Annotated in this window: 12 protein-coding genes; all 12 read right to left on the bottom strand. The window is 35.1% G+C overall.

Annotation, left to right across the window (positions count from 1 at the left end):
• Positions 1 to 25: 25 nt before the first annotated feature.
• A complete protein-coding gene (locus tag IPK06_14890) occupies positions 26 to 1,327 on the bottom strand; it encodes a T9SS type A sorting domain-containing protein (protein MBK7981260.1) in 1,302 nt (433 codons plus the stop codon).
• A 1-nt stretch (position 1,328) separates the two neighbouring features.
• A complete protein-coding gene (locus tag IPK06_14885; GenBank protein MBK7981259.1) occupies positions 1,329 to 3,677 on the bottom strand; it encodes a DUF362 domain-containing protein in 2,349 nt (782 codons plus the stop codon).
• A 51-nt stretch (positions 3,678 to 3,728) separates the two neighbouring features.
• A complete protein-coding gene (locus IPK06_14880) occupies positions 3,729 to 5,258 on the bottom strand; it encodes an alpha-N-arabinofuranosidase (protein ID MBK7981258.1) in 1,530 nt (509 codons plus the stop codon).
• Positions 5,259 to 5,461: 203 nt separating this feature from the next.
• On the bottom strand, positions 5,462 to 6,502 hold the full coding sequence (locus IPK06_14875; protein MBK7981257.1) for a radical SAM protein: 1,041 nt from the start codon (positions 6,500 to 6,502) through the stop codon (positions 5,462 to 5,464).
• Positions 6,503 to 6,520: 18 nt separating this feature from the next.
• Complete coding sequence (locus IPK06_14870) at positions 6,521 to 9,040, bottom strand: glycoside hydrolase family 9 protein (GenBank protein ID MBK7981256.1); 2,520 nt, start codon at positions 9,038 to 9,040, stop codon at positions 6,521 to 6,523.
• A gap of 173 nt (positions 9,041 to 9,213) precedes the next feature.
• The gene (locus tag IPK06_14865; GenBank protein MBK7981255.1) at positions 9,214 to 11,055 is read right to left on the bottom strand and encodes a beta galactosidase jelly roll domain-containing protein; all 1,842 of its coding nucleotides are present in this window, start codon (positions 11,053 to 11,055) and stop codon (positions 9,214 to 9,216) included.
• A 143-nt stretch (positions 11,056 to 11,198) separates the two neighbouring features.
• Positions 11,199 to 13,292 (bottom strand): glycoside hydrolase 43 family protein, encoded by a 2,094-nt coding sequence (locus tag IPK06_14860; GenBank protein ID MBK7981254.1) that lies wholly within the window; start codon positions 13,290 to 13,292, stop codon positions 11,199 to 11,201.
• A 24-nt stretch (positions 13,293 to 13,316) separates the two neighbouring features.
• Complete coding sequence (locus IPK06_14855; protein ID MBK7981253.1) at positions 13,317 to 15,278, bottom strand: alpha-N-arabinofuranosidase; 1,962 nt, start codon at positions 15,276 to 15,278, stop codon at positions 13,317 to 13,319.
• A gap of 30 nt (positions 15,279 to 15,308) precedes the next feature.
• Positions 15,309 to 17,228, bottom strand: a complete 1,920-nt coding sequence (locus IPK06_14850) for an esterase (GenBank protein MBK7981252.1) — start codon at positions 17,226 to 17,228, stop codon at positions 15,309 to 15,311.
• A gap of 54 nt (positions 17,229 to 17,282) precedes the next feature.
• On the bottom strand, positions 17,283 to 19,877 hold the full coding sequence (locus IPK06_14845; protein ID MBK7981251.1) for a glycoside hydrolase family 3 C-terminal domain-containing protein: 2,595 nt from the start codon (positions 19,875 to 19,877) through the stop codon (positions 17,283 to 17,285).
• A 155-nt stretch (positions 19,878 to 20,032) separates the two neighbouring features.
• A complete protein-coding gene (locus IPK06_14840; GenBank protein MBK7981250.1) occupies positions 20,033 to 20,920 on the bottom strand; it encodes an alpha/beta hydrolase in 888 nt (295 codons plus the stop codon).
• A gap of 15 nt (positions 20,921 to 20,935) precedes the next feature.
• Positions 20,936 to 22,102 carry an esterase gene (locus IPK06_14835; GenBank protein ID MBK7981249.1) on the bottom strand — a complete coding sequence of 389 codons (1,167 nt, stop codon included), beginning with the start codon at positions 22,100 to 22,102 and terminating at the stop codon, positions 20,936 to 20,938.
• Positions 22,103 to 22,104 lie beyond the last annotated feature (2 nt).

Here is a 22,104-nt window from a genome sequence, read left to right as displayed (position 1 = left end):
TTATTTATCTCATTATTTATTCAGCTTATTTCAATAGAATCATTTTTTTTGTAATAACCGATTTATCTGTAATAAGCCGGTAAAAATATATACCGCTCGTAATTCCGTTAATTTTAAACTGTGTTCTATAATTACCCGGATTTAGTTTTTTATCTACTAATACTTCTATAAGTTTTCCTAAATTATCATAAACTTCCAATCTTACTTTACTTGTTCTCGGTATAGTATATTCTATAATAGTAGAAGGGTTAAATGGATTCGGAAAATTAGTCATACTCAATTCAACAATTCTTGGAATTAATTTTTTAGTTGATAATATTACGTTATTAAAAAAAGAAACACCCTTATCGGTTGCTATCCAAAGGTTATTATTTTTATCGACAGAGATATCAAAGATATTATTGCTAATTAATCCATCGGTTTCTGTATAAGTCTGCCAAGTAGATTTATCCGCAGACATTTTGGAAATCCCTTTTCTCGTACCAAACCACATTGCGCGATTTTTATCCCGCACAATTGCCCTTACATAATTCTCGGCAATTCCGCTAGTATAGGTATTGTAAATCCACCAATAATTGATGTCTTTAGTATCAGTTCCAAAATGTGTGGAAACACCTTGAGTTGTGCCATACCAGCGTAAAGTATCATCGGTAACATATATTGTTAAAACCGTATCGGATGCCAATCCGCTCCATGTGGTTATTATATTTGAAGCTGATGATATTCCGTCGACGCCTTTATATTTAAGCCTGTTAACTCCACCTCCCGAAGTTCCAATATATACCCAATCATCGGGTAAAGTTTTTAAAGTATTTACTTTTGGGTTTTCAAATCCGTTTCTTTCGTCAAAATTATAAATTCCCGAATTTGTAATTATTGAAAGACCATCCGCCGTTCCGATCCAATTATTATTTTTTCCATCAATTTCGACAGCACTTACTTTGTTGGAAATGATATTATTGACCGATTTATTAATATATTTTGGTATCGACGTAATATCAGTTTTGTCAACCGTTAAAATCGTAATTCCAGAATCAGACGAAACAAATAATTCTTGAGATGAATGAGGAAGAAAAGAAATTGTGTTAATCATATTACTTTTCAACCCGTCATTTATTTTATAAACTTTCCATTGCACAGAATCAAAAGCGCATAATCCGTCATCTGTTGCAAACCAAATTGTTCCGTCGCCGCTAACTGCAATTGCATTAACTTGATTATTGGATAAACCGCTATTTTCCGATGTATATGATTTCCACATTTGGGCAAAAACGTTATTTATCAGAAATGATTGTATTATAAAAAGGTATATGTATTTTTTTTTCATATTATTTCACTAAGAGCATTTTTTTTATTTCACTGATTTTTTTATTATTTGCAATTACTGTAATTTTGTAGAAGTAAATGCCGCTTCCGGTTTTATCACCAGAATAATTTGAGCCGTTCCATTCATAATTATAATACCCCGATGTTAATTTGCTGTTTACCAATACTTTAACTAATCTTCCAAGAGCATCATAAATGGAAAGATTAACGTCAGAATTTTCACTTAAATTAAAGGAGATATTTGTAATCGGATTAAATGGATTTGGGTAGTTTTGATAAAGCTTAAAATAATTTGGCAAAGATTCCTGGTTTACGCCGACAACAACAATATTTGAAACCATTACTGGCTGCGTATATTTGGAGCTTAATAAATTATTATATGCTTTAATTCTATAATAATAACTGGATACAAACTTACTGCTGGAATCAATATACGCAATTTGATTTGCTGCTATAGTATCTAAAATTATATATTCCGCGTTATCTACATTTTCCTTTCTTTCAATTATGAATCCTTCCTCTTCATTTGAGTTATCATTCCAGTTTAATTTAACTTCATCATTATTAATTACAACTGCGGATAATGAAGATGGCGCCGATAGAATTGATGCTGCATCTTCAATTTTAATTAATTCAATACCGTTTCCAATTCCCAAATTTTTTGAATATTCTTTATCAATCGGATTATTCCAATGTTCATGCACACCGAGACTGCCGATATGTTTTCCATCTCCTTCCGGATCATACTTTATTCCTTCCGGCCAATTTGCGGAATCAGCGGCTTGTTCCAAATAATCACAAACGCCTTCCATTTGAATTACGTCAACAACATTTTCGTAACTTGAAGGATATCTTTCTTTTGTAAATTCAGATCTAATAAAATCATAGCCAACAGATTCAATAGCCACCGGATCAAGAGAGGCAAATAGCGATGAGGTATAGTCGCTATTAAATGGCGGCATCTGCCATTTAGCCGGCGGATTTAATTCGTGATCCGTTCCCCACAATGCGTCCATCAAATAAACAAGATTTTTTTTACCAAGAATATAATGTCCCATCAAATCAACTTGAATTCTGTACAATCCAAATCCTGTTCGTGAAACTAGTCCCGTTTCACCGGGTTTCATAAGTCCATTATGCAAATGATTGGCACCGTCTCTAATATGCGACCCAAAATGATTTTTAGCAAACATTGTTACTCCCGCTCTGACGTGTCCTTTCATTTGAGGAAGGTTAATCATATACTCCATATCTTCATAAATTTTATATAACTTATCTTCATAAACGGGATCTTTACCTACACCTCCGTCGAGCAATACCGTTCCCTTATCTGAATATTTTATAACGGGGACGGTTCCTTTTTCGGCAAGCTCTCTTTTCAAATTTGTATGACCATAGTGATCTAAATAATGTATATTGGGAAATTCCGGGTATAAATATTCATATATATGTTTATAAATTATTTTCATTGGATCGCCGATGTAAATATTTCCCTGCGGAACTTTCACAACGTTAACGAGTTGGCGCAGAACTGCTTTTAACATTGTAGGAGAAGTCTCGGAAAGTCCGTAATATTGATTTGTTCCGCCCCACCATGATTTATAAACTTTTGATAAATCCGAATCGTTATAATTTCCGCCCCATCCGCTTGTGGCGTTCATTTTCAAAAATATTTTTTCAGTAGATTTGTAACCGACTTCGCCTTTGTCTCTTGTTTTATTGTGAAATTTGAAAATGGCGTCCCAAGCCGCGGAATCGGTTGAAGTTTCGGTTAATGATTGAATCGATTGCGACAGCATATTATCCACAATTTCTTGATTAAAGTTTTCTTCATTAAAGTAAGAATGATTTTCGTTCATCGGATCGCAATTCTCATTTGTTGCATTGGGATTATGCACCCAAACAACTCTTCCCGGGAAAATTCCGACAGGAGTTCCCATTGGTTTATTGGCCTCGAGTGACGCTTGTTTCAATTCCGCATTATCGGCAAAGGATAAAGTACCATCATGACTAAGAGTAAATACGCTCAAAATTATTCCAAGCGCAAAAAATAAACTGCTTCTGAAATAAGAAGAATTTGCAAAATTGTATTTCATTTTTGAAAATGCCTTATACGAAGCCGCAATTCCCGTTACCCAAATAAGAAAACTTGTTGCAAACGGAGTTGCCGCCTTAACACAAGGATATGCTGCTCGGCTTGGCTTGGGAATTACTCGAAACGCGATCCATAGTAATGCGGCTAATCCAACAAAAGGTAAAAGCAATCTATAATATCCTTTAGGTAAAATTATTTTTTTAATTTTTCCAGATTTTGGACACACCTTTACAAATTTTTTCAAAAATGCATTCATCTTAATTCCCCGGATTTTAAATCCTTTACTTTTTTCTGTATAATATTTTCATCATTCATTAATATTAATTTTGATTTGTGTAAACGAATGTGGCGGGAAGCTCAAAGTTAATTTATTATCCATAACATCAATATTTTTAACATCGGGTTTATATTGATCTTGTTTCCCAAAAGAAAAAGGTTCTTCTACCGATTCAGCATTTAAAATACTTAATTCGGCAGTGCCCGTTAATTTTCCTTCCATGCAAAAAACATCAGTTTTAATATTTTCATCCTTATTTCTATTTACTACATTTATATAAACAACTTTTTCTTCCTTATTATAAACCGAAGTAACATCGAGGTATGGAATCCCTTTATACTTTTCCGTATTAAAAGTATCGCAATCAACATGCGAGTCAATTGAATTTCCCAAACAATTTGTCGAAAACATTTTAAAAGTATAGAAGAGCGGTGATTTATAAGTTCCGTTTTTAACGTCGTTCGAAAGCAAAGAAGTGAGCATTGTAAAGTTTGCCATTTTCACAACATTCGCATGACGTATAAATGAATTTAGACATTGAGCAATCGGCAATATCGATAAAAAGTTTTGCCCGAATACACCCCATTCGTCAAAAGAAATATAAATTTCGTTTTTAAATCCCTTCATTGCTTTTACGGCTTCAATTTCGGATGCGGGAATTTTTATTTTTTCTTCAAAATCCATCGCACTTTTACCCATATAATCATAATAATCTTTTTCTCTTTCCCAATAACGATGAATTGAAATATATTTGATCATATCGCCAAGTCCGGACAGAATTGTTCTATTCCATTCGATCCATTTTCCGGTAGGCTCATAATAAGAAGAACCGGAAGCGACAAAGTCTATTGTGCCGTCTACGGCTTTCATTGCTTTGGCGGTTTCTCTACCAATTTTTACGTAATCTTCCGCGTCTTTATGCCCAAGCTCCCAAGGATATCCATCGACTTCATTTCCCAAATCCCAAATTTTAACATTATAGGGCTCTTTGTGTCCGTTCTTAATTCTTAAGTCAGAATAATAAGTACCTTTTTTATAATTACAGTACTCAACCCAATTATGTGCGTCTTGTATTGTGCCGAGTCCAAGATTAACGCACACAACATTTTCACTTCCTATTGATTTATTCAGCTGTATCCATTCATCTGTCCCGACGTGATTACTTTCCAATCCGCCCCAAGCCAGATTTATACGAGATGGTCTCTTATCTTTAGGACCAATTCCATCTTCCCAATTATATCCCATCAGGAAATTTCCGCCAGGCCAGCGCATATTTGTAATTTTTAATTCTCTCATTGCATTAATGTAATCTTTCCTAAATCCGTTATCATCAGCCAGAGGCGATGAAGGATTATACAGTGTCCCGTATAGTGTATTAAAATCAACGGTGTCTGGTAATCCCATTCTAGCCCCATTGAAATGTATCGGCTCCATAAATACGCCATAAATTTTCGGATCAACTTCACCAACGATTCGGCTGATATCAAATTTAATTTTCGCATTTTGAGCGAACATCGCTAATGCATAAAAAAGGAACATAATTGTAAATTTCTTTTTCATAATATTTCTCAATTTTAATTAGTTATAACATTGCTGACTTTTTCTTTCGTTATTCACAGCTTTGCTTTTAAATCTGCTTAACTATTTTCCGCAAAGTTTGATATTAAAAATCTCCAACATAAGTTTTCATTTTTTGATTTTGCATTTTCTGCTTCATTCGTATTCTGGTTTTATTTTTCAGTTTAACCTTTCTTATAATTAACTTATTCTTTTATCTCTGAACAATATTTTGCGCCGCATCTATAGCAAACGGCTAGAGGCTTTTCTCTTCGGTATTTTCTGAATATTTCTGCTTCCTCGGAATTCCATACTTCTTCAATTGATTTATCTTTAATATTGCCAAAAACATAATCTGGAAAATCAATACAAAAATTGGCATCTCCATTAGGTTGAATATCAATTAGATTTTCCACATTCAAGCATCTCTCTAATCCGACAACAGAACATGAATTCGAGAACCATTCTTTGTACTCATCAAAACTCAATGGCATAAATGGAAAATTTTCAATACCTCCCAATGTTGAAATATAATTCTGATACTGCGATTGAAATTCCATTAAATCAATTCCCGAATCCTCACTATAAAATCCTTTCCAAGAATAAGCTGAAGCCTTAAAAACATTCTTAAGTTCGCTTTCATATTTTGCGCCGGTTTCAGTATTGAAATAATAAAAAGGCACAATATTAATCGATTTAATTCCCATCTCTCGTGCTGTGTTCGGCATTTCTCCCAAACCTTTATAAGAATATTTACTAATTGTAAAGCAAATACTTTTACTAAGCGGCTTATTATATTTGCATTCAAGTTCATTAAATAATGCAATATTATTTTTTATTTTTTGATAACTTCCTTTAATTCCGCGAACTTCATCGTGTATTTTTTCAGGTCCGTCAACGGAAAAAGTTATATGCATTTTGCCCAATTGCACAAGTTCTTCGGCAAATTTTTCAATCATCGTTCCGTTCGTATCAATTGAAAGAAACAGATTTTTACTATTTGCGTATTTTATCAAGTCCATAATTTGGGGAAAAAGAAACGGTTCTCCTCCCCTAATTAAAACGAATCTAATTTCATGCTGAGAAATTTCATCAATGAGTTTTTTCCATACATTCAAATCTAATTGCGGATTTGTTTCGACAATTTTATTTTTTACATATCCGGTTTCACTCCATTGCCCGCACATTTTACATCTTAAGTTGCACGCATTCAGAAGAGTGAATGAAATAATTTTCGGGAAACTCATATTTAAATTCCTCACAAATTATTTTAATAAATCCTTAACCGCATTTGCCAAGAAAACATAATCTGCGCTTCCCCCGATTGTTACTTCATTTTCTCCCCATAAAAACGGCCAGTCGTCTTTATTTTCCAAGAAATCAGGTTTCAACAGCATAACTCCGGGCACAATTCCGCCGGCAATTGTCGTAAAATCGGCTCTATTATTTCCATAAGCAATTTTTTTAGATTTTGTACCGACCGCATTTACAAAAGAAAGATTTGAATAAGGATGACAGCCGAAAATATAATTTGCGCCTTTTATAACATCGTCTTTTGTCATTATATCCGGATATAATTTATACGCAAAATAATTTGTAATTGCAGTTGCAACAACGTTTCCGCTGCCGCCCCATCCTCCTGTTGCAATTGGCATTCCATAAGGATTTTTCTTTTCTAACTCTGTTAAATATTTTTTATACTTAATAACATATTCTCTTAATTTCATTTTGTAATCGTCACCCATATAAGGTGCCGCTTTTAATGCTACTTTAATGCTTCTGCTTAAGAAAAAACTAGGATCGATTTGAGGATCATTAATTTGAGGCGGTTCAAGAACTGTCCAAATTTTTTCTAAAAATCTATCTGCATATTTTTGTTCTTTTGTGGTAATATATAATTGCAGAACAGCCTCAATATCCGCGCCTCTTGCCCATCTTGTCCACCAAGGATTATCATCTTTAATAGGTTTTTTAAGTATTTCATCGGCTTCTTCTAATAATCTTTTTGAATTTACCAAACTTCTATTTGCAAGATCGTCATTATATCCTTGTAATGTTCGAGCAGCTTCAGCCAATGTTGCTGATGTTTGAAAATCTAAAAACGGTAAACGTGTTGTAAATGCCCAGCGATCGTCCAATGTTCCACTTGATTTTCCATCGGTTTCATAAGGTTTTAAATTCGGATTATATGGAAGATTGTCTGTTTCCGTTATTGCATCACCTAGATGATGATATTGATGTAAATTTGGGACAATAATTCCCATAACCGGATGACCGATATTTTCGCACTGAGCAACAAGGTTTAGTGTTCCATGTTCAATTTGCTGCAGTATATCTATTTTACCATCAGGACGATGAATATCAACGTACCGGGTTTTTTGATCTATAAAAGTTTCATCCCTTTCAATTTTAAAATTCTCCCACGTTTCTACAAAACTTGAAATTACACCGTTATGAGAACCCGTCTGAATATCAAAATCACCCGCATCAAACCATCCTCCGACAGCCATATTGGGAATTCTTTCAAATGGTTTGTATTTCGTATCGGTCGTATCTCCCATTTTATATCCATCGAAGTGCTGATGATTCAGCGGGGCTTGGAGACAATCATCTAAGTAAGGCGCGCCGTGCCATACTCTGTAAGCTTCATTAACAAGCATATGATCCATTTGTACGGGAAACCAAACATCTAGAGTCGGATGCCATACATCGTCATAAACATTTTTATTAATTCTGAATGTATTGGTTTTATAATCGCCATACTGAATGTAATATATTCCGTTTTGCTTAACCGAACTGAAATCAAATTTTGCGTAATTATATCTAAGATATTTTCCCCAAACTTTAACTTCCCCATTATATTTTTCTATTGATTTTCCTTCTTCATTAACCATAAATATTTTTGCACTGTTTAACGGCGTATCATTTTTATCCAATTCAATTACCGCAATTTTTTCTTGATTAGGTGTATAACCGACTTGTGAAAATCCAATATTCGGTTTTCTGATCCAATTGGGAATTGAGTTTGGTTCAAGATACCATTCGAGAACTTTTCCGGTTTTATTTGAGGGAAGCAAACTGCGAACAACGAACCAACCATTTTGCGCAAGATTTCTTCCATCGAACAGCATGATTTCCGAAATTAAACTTTTTATTGATACAAAACTTTCAGGGCATTCGGGCGATAGAACTATGGTTTTACCTTTAGCTAACGGATAAGGAACAATAAATTCACCTCTGCCCCTATCATCAAAAGTCGTATGTCCTGCGAACTGCGGAATTTTATTTTGTATAGGTTCAATCTTAGTATTACCGGAAGGATATCTTGGAAAATTTTCAGCTTCATTATCAATATAGTAAGTTTTTTCAAAATAAGTCGCGGGCAGAAATTCCAAATTGAAGCCGGCACGGCCTTCAAGCTTTTCAGGTAACGGCTTATCAAGATAAACACTTATAAGTACGCCATTATCTTTAGAGGTTACATTAATTTTAGAATCAAAGTCAAACTCTTGATATCTCAATACAACGTCAATGCTATTTTTTTCTTTATCTACTTTTCGTTCGACAACCATCGGAACCAAATCCCACTGCTCTGGTGTGTTTGCTAACCTTACCGCGCCGCCAGTAGAGGTTCTGACGCCGTTTTGAATTATTTCAATCCCCGCAGTTTTTTCATCGAAGAACATCCCGTTATATTGATTGCTATAAACCAATACATTTAACCCTTGCGTTTCGAAATATTCCGATTCGTTAAGTTTTAGTTTCTGACAATATGAATAATTCATAATTGCCGAAAAGAATAAAACGAACAAATTAATTTTTATAATTAAATAACTATTATTTAATTTTTCGGCAAAACCCACGTCAATTAGTAAACATCTCTTTTGAGTAGGATTATTATTTTTCATTTCGACCCCATATTTTATTTATTTAAGAATCATTTATTAAATATTTTTTTTCAATACAGCTCACTCGTTCTAAATGGAGATGCCGGTAATCCTTCTTTATTATAAAGATTTGCGTCTTCGGGATTATTATTCCATGCATATCTAACTGCCACTGGCAGAAGTACTTTACTGCACCAAACAAGAATTTTATTATTTTCAATTTTTGCTTCAGCCGGATAAAACTCATTATCAATTCCGCAAATTTCAAAACTCTTCAGTTTACCGCCTTTAACTACCAAACCACTGCCGGAATTGGAAAAACTTAAAATTACCTTATCTTCAATTATTTCCATCGATTTGTATATAGGTCCAGAGTAAACAATATTTTGCTCGTTATATGCAACTTTACGCGCGGCTAATGCAAGGCGCGCGCCTATGTCTTTTTTGTTTACCGGATGAATATCATTATATTCTCCAATATCAATGGCAACTGCCATACCCGTATTTGGAATTGATAAGGATTTGAGCTGACTTTCGCGGAAAATTGCCCAATCATAATTCGTACGTTCAACGTTTACTTCTACAAAGTTCGGAAGCTGAACAAAGATAAATGGGAAATCGCCTTGTTTCCAATTTTTCCGCCAATCTTTGATCAGTAATTTAAATAGATCATAATGTTCAAAAGCACGACTAGTATTGGATTCGCCTTGATACCACAAAACGCCTTTGATATTATAATTTAGCAAGGGTGCAATACCTCCATTGAATAATCCCGTAGGTATTTTCCCAGTAAATAAATGGTCATCCAATTGTTCGGATGTTGCTCCAATCTTATAATTCCATTCGCCTGCTAAATTTATTTTTTGACCGCTGATCAGTAATTCATATTTCTTACCTGGAACAAACCCTCCTTTATGAATATAATTGATTACTCGAACAACAATGACATTTTTGCCTTCATTTAAAATGTCATTTTGAATTTCATAATTTCTTGGCATATACTGAGAACCTGTAGAACCAATAAATTTCCCATTTATAAAAACTGAATCGCTGTCAACTATTCTGCCTAATTTCAAATACGCTGATCCATTTGTATTTTTGTCTGTCAGATAGAATTCCTTTCTGAACCAAATAACTCCGTTAACATTGCCGACTTTTGTATCCGCCCAGTAACCCGGGATTTGCATGCTTTCCCAATTAGAAATATTTAAGTTTGGATCCGACCATAATTGCTTTTCATCTTTTAGCCCAATATCGTTTATTCTCAACATTCGATTCCAATTATTCGCTCTTTCATCGTCTTGTTTATTTCTCAATTCCAAATACCCGGGGCTCTTAAATTTCAATAATTCTTTATAGTAAATAGGAAATTCTTTCATAGATTCTTCGCTAATCCATGCTTCCGCGGCAGAACCACCCATATTTACATTTAATAATCCTATCGGCACTTTGTAAATTTCGTATATGTTTTTCGCAAAAAAATAACCTGCCGCTGTTAAGCCGTAAATATTATTTGAATCCGCATGCTGCCATATTCCGAACTTAAAATCAGAATCACGGTTTGAAAAGTTTGTTCTTGGAAATGTTGAGAATTGGCGGATCATAGGATTATTTATTTCACTGATCTCATCCTTATAAACATCTTTTAACACGCCAAGCGGTAATCCCATATTGGATTGTCCGGAGCAAACCCAAACATCGCCAACAAGTATGTCCTTAATTTTAATTGAGTTACTTGCGTCTATTTGCATCTCATAAGGTCCGCCGGATTTTAATTCGGAAATATTAACAGACCATTCACCTACCTGATTTGTTTTAGTAATATAAGTTGAATCAATAAAATGAATTTTAACTTCTTCATTTTTCGAAGCCCAACCCCATATTTTTATTTTCGCGTCCCGCTGCAGTACCATTCCATCGCTTATTAATTTGGGAAGCACGACCTGTGAATAAGTTATTTGACTGCAGATAAATATCAGAATCAGAATTATTTTTTTATATGTTAATATTTTTTCATTTTATTTCGTATTTAATTTGCAGCTTCATTTAACCGCGATTATTTTTCCATTTCGCGCCAAATGAAAACAGTTCCGTTTTTTCTATTCGGTAATGTTCCCGGGAAATCTGCGGAATATGCGCTACCGGTACCTTTGGTTATACCTACATATCTGTTTGTTTTAAGCGACATAAGCATGCAGTTTCCATGAAGCAGATCCTGCCACTGGAATAAACTTCCTTCCGATTCTTCCTTTATTAATCTGACATCGGCAGTTAAACCGATTCCCACAACTGTCAAAAATCCCACTCCATTCATCGCTTCAAGACTAACTCTTCCATTCTTGCGGTCATGTACTTTAAATTGACAACCCAGGCCTTCAAATTCTTTTGAGCCCTGTTTTATAGAATGCATCATACCATGCGGATTTGCCCATACATGGGTTTCATCAGTCAAATTTGTTAAAGTAATTATTTTATTTAATGGGATGTTGTTTGAACGATCAGCTAAAGGTTCAGCAAGTTTAAAATCTTCAAAATCAACATAGCCTCCTTCATTGCCGATTGTGTTGTATGCAAAAAGTGCATACCTCGAACCTTGAAATGTTTTCAGCTGATACGGCAGCCGAATTGAGTCTCCAATTTCTATAAAAGTTTTCCCATCAAAACTATAACTTAATTGCGCAATATCTTTTTCATAATTTCCCGAAGCTCTGAAACTTATTTTGCTTGATGATATTTTTTTTTCAATTGTTTTATTTGAATATAAATCATAGTGACTGAGTAAAAATTCTTCTTTCACTTTTTTAATTCCAACATATGCATAAGGAATATTCAGGTAAGCCAAACCGGCAATGTCTCCATTTTTTAAATTTGCCGCATCTAATTCAACAGTCGCGTACGATTCAGGTCCGATTACTCTTTGAGTCAAAGTATTTTTGGCCCGCAAAAAATTTTTTGCAGGTAAAGTATATAAACGCAATGAGCCTTTGTCTTGATTCAATTTCCATTTTTCATCATTTGGATTGTGATTCCATTGCCAAACATTTTGAAGATCAGGTCCGTTAAAATTATCACTTCGCGTATAAGCAGATTTTGGTTTTATTTTTTCACTGTTTATTGGCTTTAACCAAGTCCTTGGCGTTCTGCCGAGATTTCCGGTCAGTCCGAAATACGGCCATCCATCAAACCATGTGACTGGAGATAAACAAGTGGTTCGTCCCATCGATCTGAAATCCATCATTGAGAATCCCCACCATTCGCCATTCGGAAGATCGACAATTCCACCTTGATGCAGAGGTACCGCGCCGTATTCATTTTCCGGCGTTTCATACATTTCTATTTTTTGTCCCGGTTCGGGCAAATTTTTTCCTATGCCCGGATCAATCAGCCACCAACCGCGCTGAAAGCCCATTGTTTCATCAGAACTAATTACAACTGTTTCATATGGTCCGTAAGGATTATCGGCACGTGCACACTGCATTCTTCCCGAGGGTGAAAAATTCGCACTAATTATAAAATATTTTCCATTTACTTTGTAAATGTGATGTCCTTCGCCCATTGCGTTTCCCGCCGATATTATTATGCTATCGGTTCCTTCTACTACTCCGCTTAAATCAGGTTTTAATTCGACAAGGTGCACTTCATTATATTTATATACCGCATAAATTTTTTCGTCATCGTCGAATAAAACGGACAAGTCATATATTTCCGCTTTTAATGATTTGTGCTGCCATGGTCCTTCGGGTTTTGCTGATGTAAATATTTGTATTCCATGTCCGTTAACATTTGAAAAAATGTAAAACATACCTTTGTAATGACGAATGCACGGAGCCCAAATACCTTGTCCATAAGCTTCCTTTTCTTCATCTAAATTGAATTCCGGTCCCAAGTTAAATCTATCAAACGCATAACTTAATAATTCCCAATTGACAAGATCTTTTGAATGTAACACCGGCAATCCTGGCACAGTGTGCATCGTTGTTCCCGTCATGTAGAAATCATCTTCAACTCGAATAATATCCGGATCGGAGAATTCATCATAAAACAAAGGATTTGTATAAGTCCCGTTGCCATTGTCCGCAGTCCATGACTGGCCAACATTTTGAGCATTAATGAGAAAGACAATGCAGACAATTAAAAGTATTTTCTTCATTTTAAAATTACCTAACCTCTAAAATCACTTATTGTTTTTAATTCTTATTACACTGAATGACAATGCAGGTAATTTATATTCAAAATTTGCGCTCACTATATAATTGGATTGCACGTTTTCAATTTTTTTAGGATTTTCAAATGTATTTTCATCTTCAGCATTTCCGGTTATAAGTGTTAATTCCGCGTTGGAATTAATATTTGCAAAATCCGATAAATTTATTTTCATCTTTTTTGATTCACCGTCGGCATTTACTAGTTTAAGTATTATATCTTCGGTTTGAGTATCAAATACTGCAGAAGCAGCTAAAGAACTGTCATTTTTATTCCAATCAATAATATTGTTCAAATACAAATCGCCTTGGTTGTTCATAAACATTTTCTGGACAAAATAATTCGGAGTCAGAACAATTTTGGAATTGTCGAAAAAGATCATATCTATTTTCCATTGAGTGAAATCTTTTTTTGCAAATAAAGGAGCATAAGATGCCATCACAACCAAGTCGCCATTTCGTTCCAAAGATGTAAGATACGATGCTTCAGCAAGAGCATTAAAAAATTTGTTACCCCAGGATGCATATTCACCCAAATAAACTTTCGATTTACTTCTATCATACTTATCGTAGCGATATTGATTTGCGATAAGCCATTTTGGATCGGTATAATAATGTTCATCTACAATAGGGATTTTCAGTTCATCGGCTAATTTCCAGCCTTTGTCAAAATCCTCGCCACTGTGAAAAGGTCCGACAGTACCGATAACTTTTATTTCGGGATGTTTAGCTTTAACAACTTCATAAATCATTTTAAAGCGTTCAATAAATTCGGGAGTCATTTTGTCTTCATTGCCAATTCCAATGTATTCGAGATTAAATGGTTTTGCATGTCCGGCTTCGGCTCTTTTTGAACCCCAAATAGAAGTAACCGGTCCGTTTGCCCATTCAATCAAATCCAAAATTTCTTGAACATAATCCGGCATCTGGCTATTTGGCAATGCTTTTTGTCCGGTTCCTCCGATACGCCAAGTACCTCCTGAATTTTGGCAGCTTACTCCAGCCGGGACAATAGGTAAGGGTTTTGCTCCAATATCCTCGCAAAACTGAAAATATTCGAAATATCCTAAGCCTGCTGTTTGATTGTAACCCCAAATATTTCTTTGCTCCTTTCTTTGTTCAATCGGTCCTATTGTATTTTTCCATCTGTACATATTTCCCAAACCATCGCCGTGTACCAGACATCCGCCCGGGAATCGAATAAATTTTGGTTTCATATCGGCTAAAACTTGAGCAAGGTCATTTCTTAAACCGTTCTCGCGGTTATGAAAAGTTTTTTCGGGAAAAAGTGATATAACATCGATCGCAAATTTACATTTCGATGTGGCAAGAATAACTAAGACCGCGCTATCACTATTTTCAGAAGCAATAAAAGTAGTTGAATATTTTTTCCATTCTTTTGAAGATACCGTAATTTCGGTTTCGGCATATTTTACTGAGCCGGATGTACTCTGCAGGCTTAAATTAAAATTGATCGGTTCTTCCGATATTTGACGGGCGAAGAATGTCAGGATATATTTATCATCCGCATTTATCACCATTCCGCCATATCCGTAATTTTTAATTCCAACACCGGAATCACCAATATAATTAGCTTCATGCCCAACGTGTTCAACATCGATCACAATGTAATGGGGATTATTTTGATGAATAGGAGAAGTTGTTTCTACGCTTATTCTTCCGTATGAAAATCCGGGTGAAATATATTCCCAAAACGAAAGAGGGTTCCAGCTTTTTTGTTCAGTTGGACTATATTCAAAAGAACGGTTTTGTACTAGCTCAGCGTATAGTCCTCCATCTGCCGAGTAATTGATATCTTCAAAGAATATTCCAAATAAATTCGGACTGATTCGTTTCGAATTTTTAATTTGCTGCGCTGTTAAAGAAATTGCAACTAATACAAAAACCGTAAACAGTAAATAACATTTTGACATAAATAAAGACTCATTAATATTTTAAATTAATTACTTGAATAAAAGCTGAGCTATTTTATATAAATCGTGACGCCAAACCGGCCAGGTATGTCCCCCGGAATATTCACTATATTGATAATTGATTTTCATTTCATCAAATTTTTTCAGCATCAATTGACAATTATTATAAGCAATATCTTCTTTACCGCCCATGGATATCCAAAATAATTTCAAATTACTGTTAATTTTATCCGCATTGTTTTTCATGAAATCATATTGAGAATTTGCCAGATCATTTTGCATCGGCTGAATCCAACCCGAACTGAATACGCCTAAGTAAGAAAACAAATCCGTATTGTTAACGCCGGCAAATAATGTTTGAATTCCGCCCATGGATAATCCTGCAAGCGCGCGGTTTTGAGGTTCCGTTTTAACTCTGTAATTTTTCTCTATGAATGGAATTAAAGAATTCTTTAATTCGGCTTCAAATAATTTTAAAGTCTGATCGCCGAACATAGGTGCATCAATATTACCGTCCGGCATTACAATTAGCATTGGAACGGCATTTTTCAAGTCAATTAAATTATCTAAAATTTGGTCAGTTTTTCCTTGTACTGCCCATCCTCTTTCATCTTCACCTCCGCCGTGTAAAATATAAAGTACGGGATATTTTTCATCTACATTTTGATCATATCCGGCAGGAGTATAAATATAGAATTGTCTCCATCTGTTTAACACTTTTGAAAAATATTTTTTTATTCTTATATCGCCATGCGGAACATCCTTAAGTTCATAATAAAAATCATTTTTGTGCGGTATTTCAATACCGGCAGCCATTCTTCCCATACCGTAATATGTTTCACTAGCGGGATCCGCAACTGCAACACCATCAATAAGAAGTGAATAATAATGAAATCCCTCGCTGATTGTGTCTGTTGTAATTTCCCAAATTCCGTCAGTATTTTTTATCAAGTCATATTTTTTACCAAGGTCAATCTGTACAATCTTTGCCTCCGGGGCTTTAATTTGAAATATTACTCTGTTATCTTGAAGTATCTGCGGATATTTTGCCCTTCTGACATTGCTCGAAGCAGGTATTCCTAAAGGACTGTATTCAGAAAATATAATATAATCGACAGGTTTAAATATTAACTTGGAGAACATATATAAGCTGTTTTTCCAAACTTTAAAATCGTGTACTCCGGGTTCGACGTAAAATATATGAGGGACATCAAAATCACGGGCATATTCGTGCGTCCTAATGCTGAATGGAATTAAACCGTCATTATCTCCGCATGATATCCAGAGCAATTTTAATTTCTGTCTTGCTTCTTCGGGATTTGGGAATAGCAGTTCGGGAACTTTTGTATTTGGCGCCGATGAAAATCCACCGACCCAAGCAAACTTATCTAAATTTCCAAGTCCGAAATTTAATGATTGTCCGCCGCCCATAGAAAGTCCGGCAATAGCACGGTTTTCTCTATTTTTGATTACCGGGAATTTTTTTTCTATAAATGGGATAAGGTCTTCAAGTAAATCTTTTTCAAAATTGGCAAACGCTTCAACTTTATCTTTATCGAAGATATTTCCAATCGCGCGGTCATCTTTCATTGCTCTGCCATTCGGCATAACAACTATCATCGGCTCAATTTTATTCTCGGCATATAAATTATCAAAAATAATTTGCGGCTGCGCTCCGTTTTGCCATTCCTTTTCATCCCCTCCTATTCCGTGAAGAAGATAAAGCACCGGATACTTTTCATCATTTGAAAATAAGGGCGGAGTATATATTATTGCTTTTCTTTTTGTCCCCACAGTCTTTGATTCATAAATCACCGAATCAATTTTGCCGTGAGCAATATTTTCCTTATAGACGTCAAACCCAACGGGGGCTTGCTTCTCCGTTATTTGAGCACGACTGATTTGATTCATGTAAACAATACAAATAACGATTAAAATTATTTTTTTCATCTTTCACCTATTGCAAGTATTCAGTTTATAAATCATTTTCATATTCAATAGAAATTATTGAACTGAAACAATTTTGCTTTTTAAATTCTTTGCATCCGAACTATTACCGTAAAATATCTCATAGTTGCCGGATGCAATTTTCATTTTGTCATCCATTCTATCATAAAACTCAAAAGAGTCGGAAGGTAATTCAATTTCAACGTTTACTTTTTCACCTAAAGATATTTTCACCCTTTTAAATCCTTTAAGAGTTTTTATCGGTCCATCCGCATCGTTTACCTTTTTAACATATACTTGAATAATTTCAGTTCCGTCTCGCTTTCCAATATTGGCGACAGGAACATTTATTTTTATCGATTCATTATTTTTTATTGACGTTTTGTTAAATTCCGCTTCACCAATTGAAAATGTTGTATAGCTTAAGCCAAAACCAAATGGGAATAATGCATTATCCATATATCTGTAAGTTCTATTCTGCATTGAGTAATTTTCAAAATCCGGTAGTTGCTCAGAATTTTTGTAGAATGTAACTGGAAGTTTTCCCGAAGGATTTGAATCACCGAATAACACATCAGCTACTGCTTGCCCGCCGATTTCGCCGCCATACCAAGCTTGTAGAATTGCGTCGCATGTTTCGGTTTCGGGTGTAAGTGCAATTGCTGATCCGGAGCAATTAACATATATTATTTTTTTACCGGCTTCTTTCAGAGCCTTAAGGCAATTTCGCTGAACAGACGGAAGTTCAATATTAGTGCGGTCTCCGCCTTTAAATCCTGGATATGAAACGGGCATTTCTTCACCTTCAAGTAATGATGAAAGTCCGCCCACAAAAACTATAGTTTCAACTCCTTTCAATTTTTTTATTAAGTCGGTATAGTCAACGTCAACTTCTTTGCCGAAGTCGAATTCAAGGTTTGCCTGCCAATTATACAATTGTCCGAATCTTAATTCAATTTTATATTTTTTCCCCGCTTCGACTTTATAATGAAACTTGGTCGGTAAGATTTTCCAATTATCAAATTGTGTTAGTTTCTCTTCATTGATGTATAATTCGAAATGCCCGACGGCTCCGTATTTAAAAACAATTTCTTCGCTGATTTTAGGAATAAATTCTGTTTCGAAAACTCCTGTAAATCCTTCAAGTTTAACTCCCGATGCAAACTCGTGCTGCCCGGCTGTTGTTAATTTTATTGGATTGCTGAACTGCTGAACCGCCGCACTTGCGCCTTCGCGGTTTTGATTATTCCAGAATGTCGCGCTAAATCCCTGTTTGCCGTTTATGAAACATTGCGAGAAATAACTTTGAGTTACTTTATCTTCAACCAGATCGCATCCTTTATCATAAATTATTTTTCCATCTGTAATTTTTGATTTAATACCATCAAGTATTGTAATAGTTTTAATTGGAATGCCGTTGTAGTTTCCCCACAGCATCGGTACGTTGTCCGCATTAGGTCCAATGACGGCTACTTTTTCAATTGATTTTTTTAACGGAAGTATATTGTTTCTGTTTTGAAGCAAAGTCATAGTTTCGCGCGCCATTTCCAATGCTAAGTTTTTATGTTCATCATTATTTATTATTGAGGCAGGAATCTTGGTCCATGGCACAATTTCATCATCATCCATTTCTCCCAAATCAAAACGTCCGATCAACACGCGAATCAATCTTTCGTTTATATCTTCTTCACTCAAAAGACCTTTTTCAACAGCCTCCGGTAATTTTTTATAATTATGTTTATTCCATTGACATTCGATGTCGGTACCAGCCAAAACACCTTTTGAAGCGGCATGAGTTGGTGTGGAGGATACTTTGTGGCTGTTATAAAAATCATCAATGGCGCCGCAGTCGGAAACTACCAAATATTTAAAACCCCATTCATCGCGCAGGATATTCTGAAGTAACCTTGTATTTCCGCAGCAAGGTTCGTCGTCGAGTCGCTGATACGCGCACATTACTTCTCGAACATCAGCCTTTTGAACCAATGCTTTAAATGCCGGCAAATATGTTTCCCATAAATCACGCGGATCAACATCAATCAAATTTAATGAGTGTCGGCTCCATTCCGGGCCGGAATGAACGGCGTAATGTTTTGCACATGCTAATAATTTTTTATACTTCGCATCTTCAGGGCCCTGCAGACCTTTAACAACGGATATTCCCATTCTAGACATAAGATATGGATCTTCACCGTACGTTTCCTGTCCGCGCCCCCATCTTGGATCGCGGAAAATATTTATGTTCGGAGTCCAAACTGAAAGACTTAAAAATCTTTTGTTTTCCTGACCTCTTTTCTGAGATATATTATATTTAGCTCGTGTTTCATCCGATACAGCGTCAAATATTTTATAAACTAATTCATCGTCAAATGAAGCAGCCATTCCTATTGGTTGAGGAAAAACCGTAACACTGTCGTTGTTTGCTAACCCGTGCAGCGCTTCACTCCACCAATTAAATTTCTTAATTCCAAGCCGAGGTATCGCGTCTGAAATGTCGCACATCAAAGCTGCTTTTTCTTCTAATGTTAAACGCGAAATTAAATCTTTTGCTCTTTCTTCCGAACTTAAATTCGGATTTCTATACGGCAGTAATTGTCCGTAAATATTAAATGATATTGAAACGAATAAAATTGTAAAAATTAACTTTTTCATCTTTAACTCTATATATTGTTATTTATAATTCATACTTTAATTTGAATTTTCCCACTACCGGTTATTAACTGAATTTTATTTCACTAAATTCAGCTGAATTAATTCCGACTGAAACAACTTTTGTATTTTTTATAATCTGCATTTTTTAATTAATTTTAATTATTTATATTCAACCAATTAATGATTGGCTCCATCCATTTTTCAGTAATTTGAGAAAGTACAAATCCGTGATTTCCTTTTGGATAAATGTGAATTTCCGTGGGAATATTAAATTTCTGCAGCGCTTTGTAATATTCCAAACTGTTATCAACTGTAACAACTACATCATCACCTGTGTGAGTAATATATGCCGGCGGCGTTTTTTCATTTACTTGTAATTCGTTTGAAAACAAATCGGTAATTTCTTCGGTTGGATTATCACCGAGCAAATTATACCTTGAGCCTTTATGCGTAAGTATTTCACGCATGCTGATTACTGGATAAATCAGGATTTGAAAATCCGGACGTAAATTTATGCCTTCTGCATTTTCAATTATTTTCATATCAAAATGAGTTGCAGCTGTTGATGCCAAATGTCCGCCCGCGGAAAAACCCATTATCCCAATTTTGTTTTTGTTCAAATTCCATTTTTCCGTGTTTTCTCTTACAATTTTCATTGCCTGAAGCGCGTCTTGAAGCGGTCCGTTTTTTTTATCTAACATTGAAGAGTCATTTGGAAGTCTATATTTTAATATAAACGCGGCAATTCCATGTTTCGCAAATTCTTTTGCGGTTCTAATTCCTTCGGCTTCATAAACAATAACCGCATAACCGCCGCCAGGACAAATTATTACTCCGGTTCCATTTGCTTTATCTTTTTCGGGTAAGAAGATTTCCAAAGTCGGAATTGTAACACCTTTATAAATCCCATTATCGAATTCTTCTTTAACGCTTGAAATTTTTGAATTGGGAATTTGCGCACTGTACAATTCAATTGTTTCTTGAGCATGCGTTAAAGTAGTTATCAATAAACATATCGGTAAAAATATTTTAACCAATTTCATTTCTATCATCCCGCATTATTTATTCTTTTTAAATAACAATTGAGCAAATTGATATAAGCTTCTTCGCCATGTAAGCCATTCATGAGCTGTTTTTGGAGATTCATAATAAACATGCTCTACACCAGCTTCATTCAGCATTGCCAGAAATGCGCCAATAGAACCGGGAAAAGGGTTTGGTTCTTTTGTTCCCATTCCTAACCAAAAGAGATTTATTTTTTTATTCAAATCATTTCCGTTTTTGAAAATTCCGTTCATAAATGTTTCACGGTCGATTTTATCACTACTCGGATAATTTGATGTTCCGCTGAATCCTCCGATATAAGAAAATTTGTCCAAATTGTTCATTGTGATTCTTATTGTTTGATTTGCGCCCATTGAAAGTCCTGCCATTGCCCTATGATTCCTGTCGGCAATTGTTCTATAAGTTGTATCAATCATTGGAATTATTTCTTGAATTAAAACTTCTTCAAACACAAATTTGGGCGGATTTTTTTTATCGCTGTTTTGAGATGCTTCAAATGCATAACCATTATCCATAACAATAATCATCGGAATTGCTTTATTTTCTGCAATCAAATTATCTAAAATCAGATTTGCAAAGCCTTGATTTTTCCAGCCGGTTTCATCCTCAAAACTTCCATGCTGCAAATACAAAACCGGAAATCTATCAAGTGAATTTGAATTGTAATCCGGCGGTGTATAAACAAAACACCTTCGCCATTTTTGAGTTAAATTTGAAAAGTATAACTTCTCACATACGTTTCCATGCGGAACATTTTTTAATTTATAAAAATCATTATCATTTGCAGGGATTTCAATTCCGCTTCCCCAACGTCCAGCGCCGTAAAAGTATAAACTGCCGGGATCGGGAACCGCGGCGCCGTCAACCCAAATTTGATAATAATGAAATCCTTCATCTTGCGGATCAGATTCTCCAATCCAAATACCTTCTGTATTTTTTTTAAGATCATATTTTACGGCGCTAATATCGAGCTGAACACGTTTAGCTTCAGGAGCCGAGATTGAAACTCTAACTCTGCCTTCCGAATTTACCTCAGGAAATTCTTTCCCCGGCTGAACTGTTGACGATGGTTTAAAATCTTCAACAATATTTTGCGCAAAGTTTATATTGTTCGATATAACTATCAGCGTAAGAAATAACGCTAGCTGAATATTTTTCATAA

The organism is Ignavibacteriota bacterium, from assembly GCA_016713565.1.
Classification (GTDB): domain Bacteria; phylum Bacteroidota; class Ignavibacteria; order Ignavibacteriales; family Melioribacteraceae.
The sequence above is the reverse complement of the archived record's forward strand: the minus strand, read 5'-3'. Positions and strand labels throughout refer to the sequence as shown.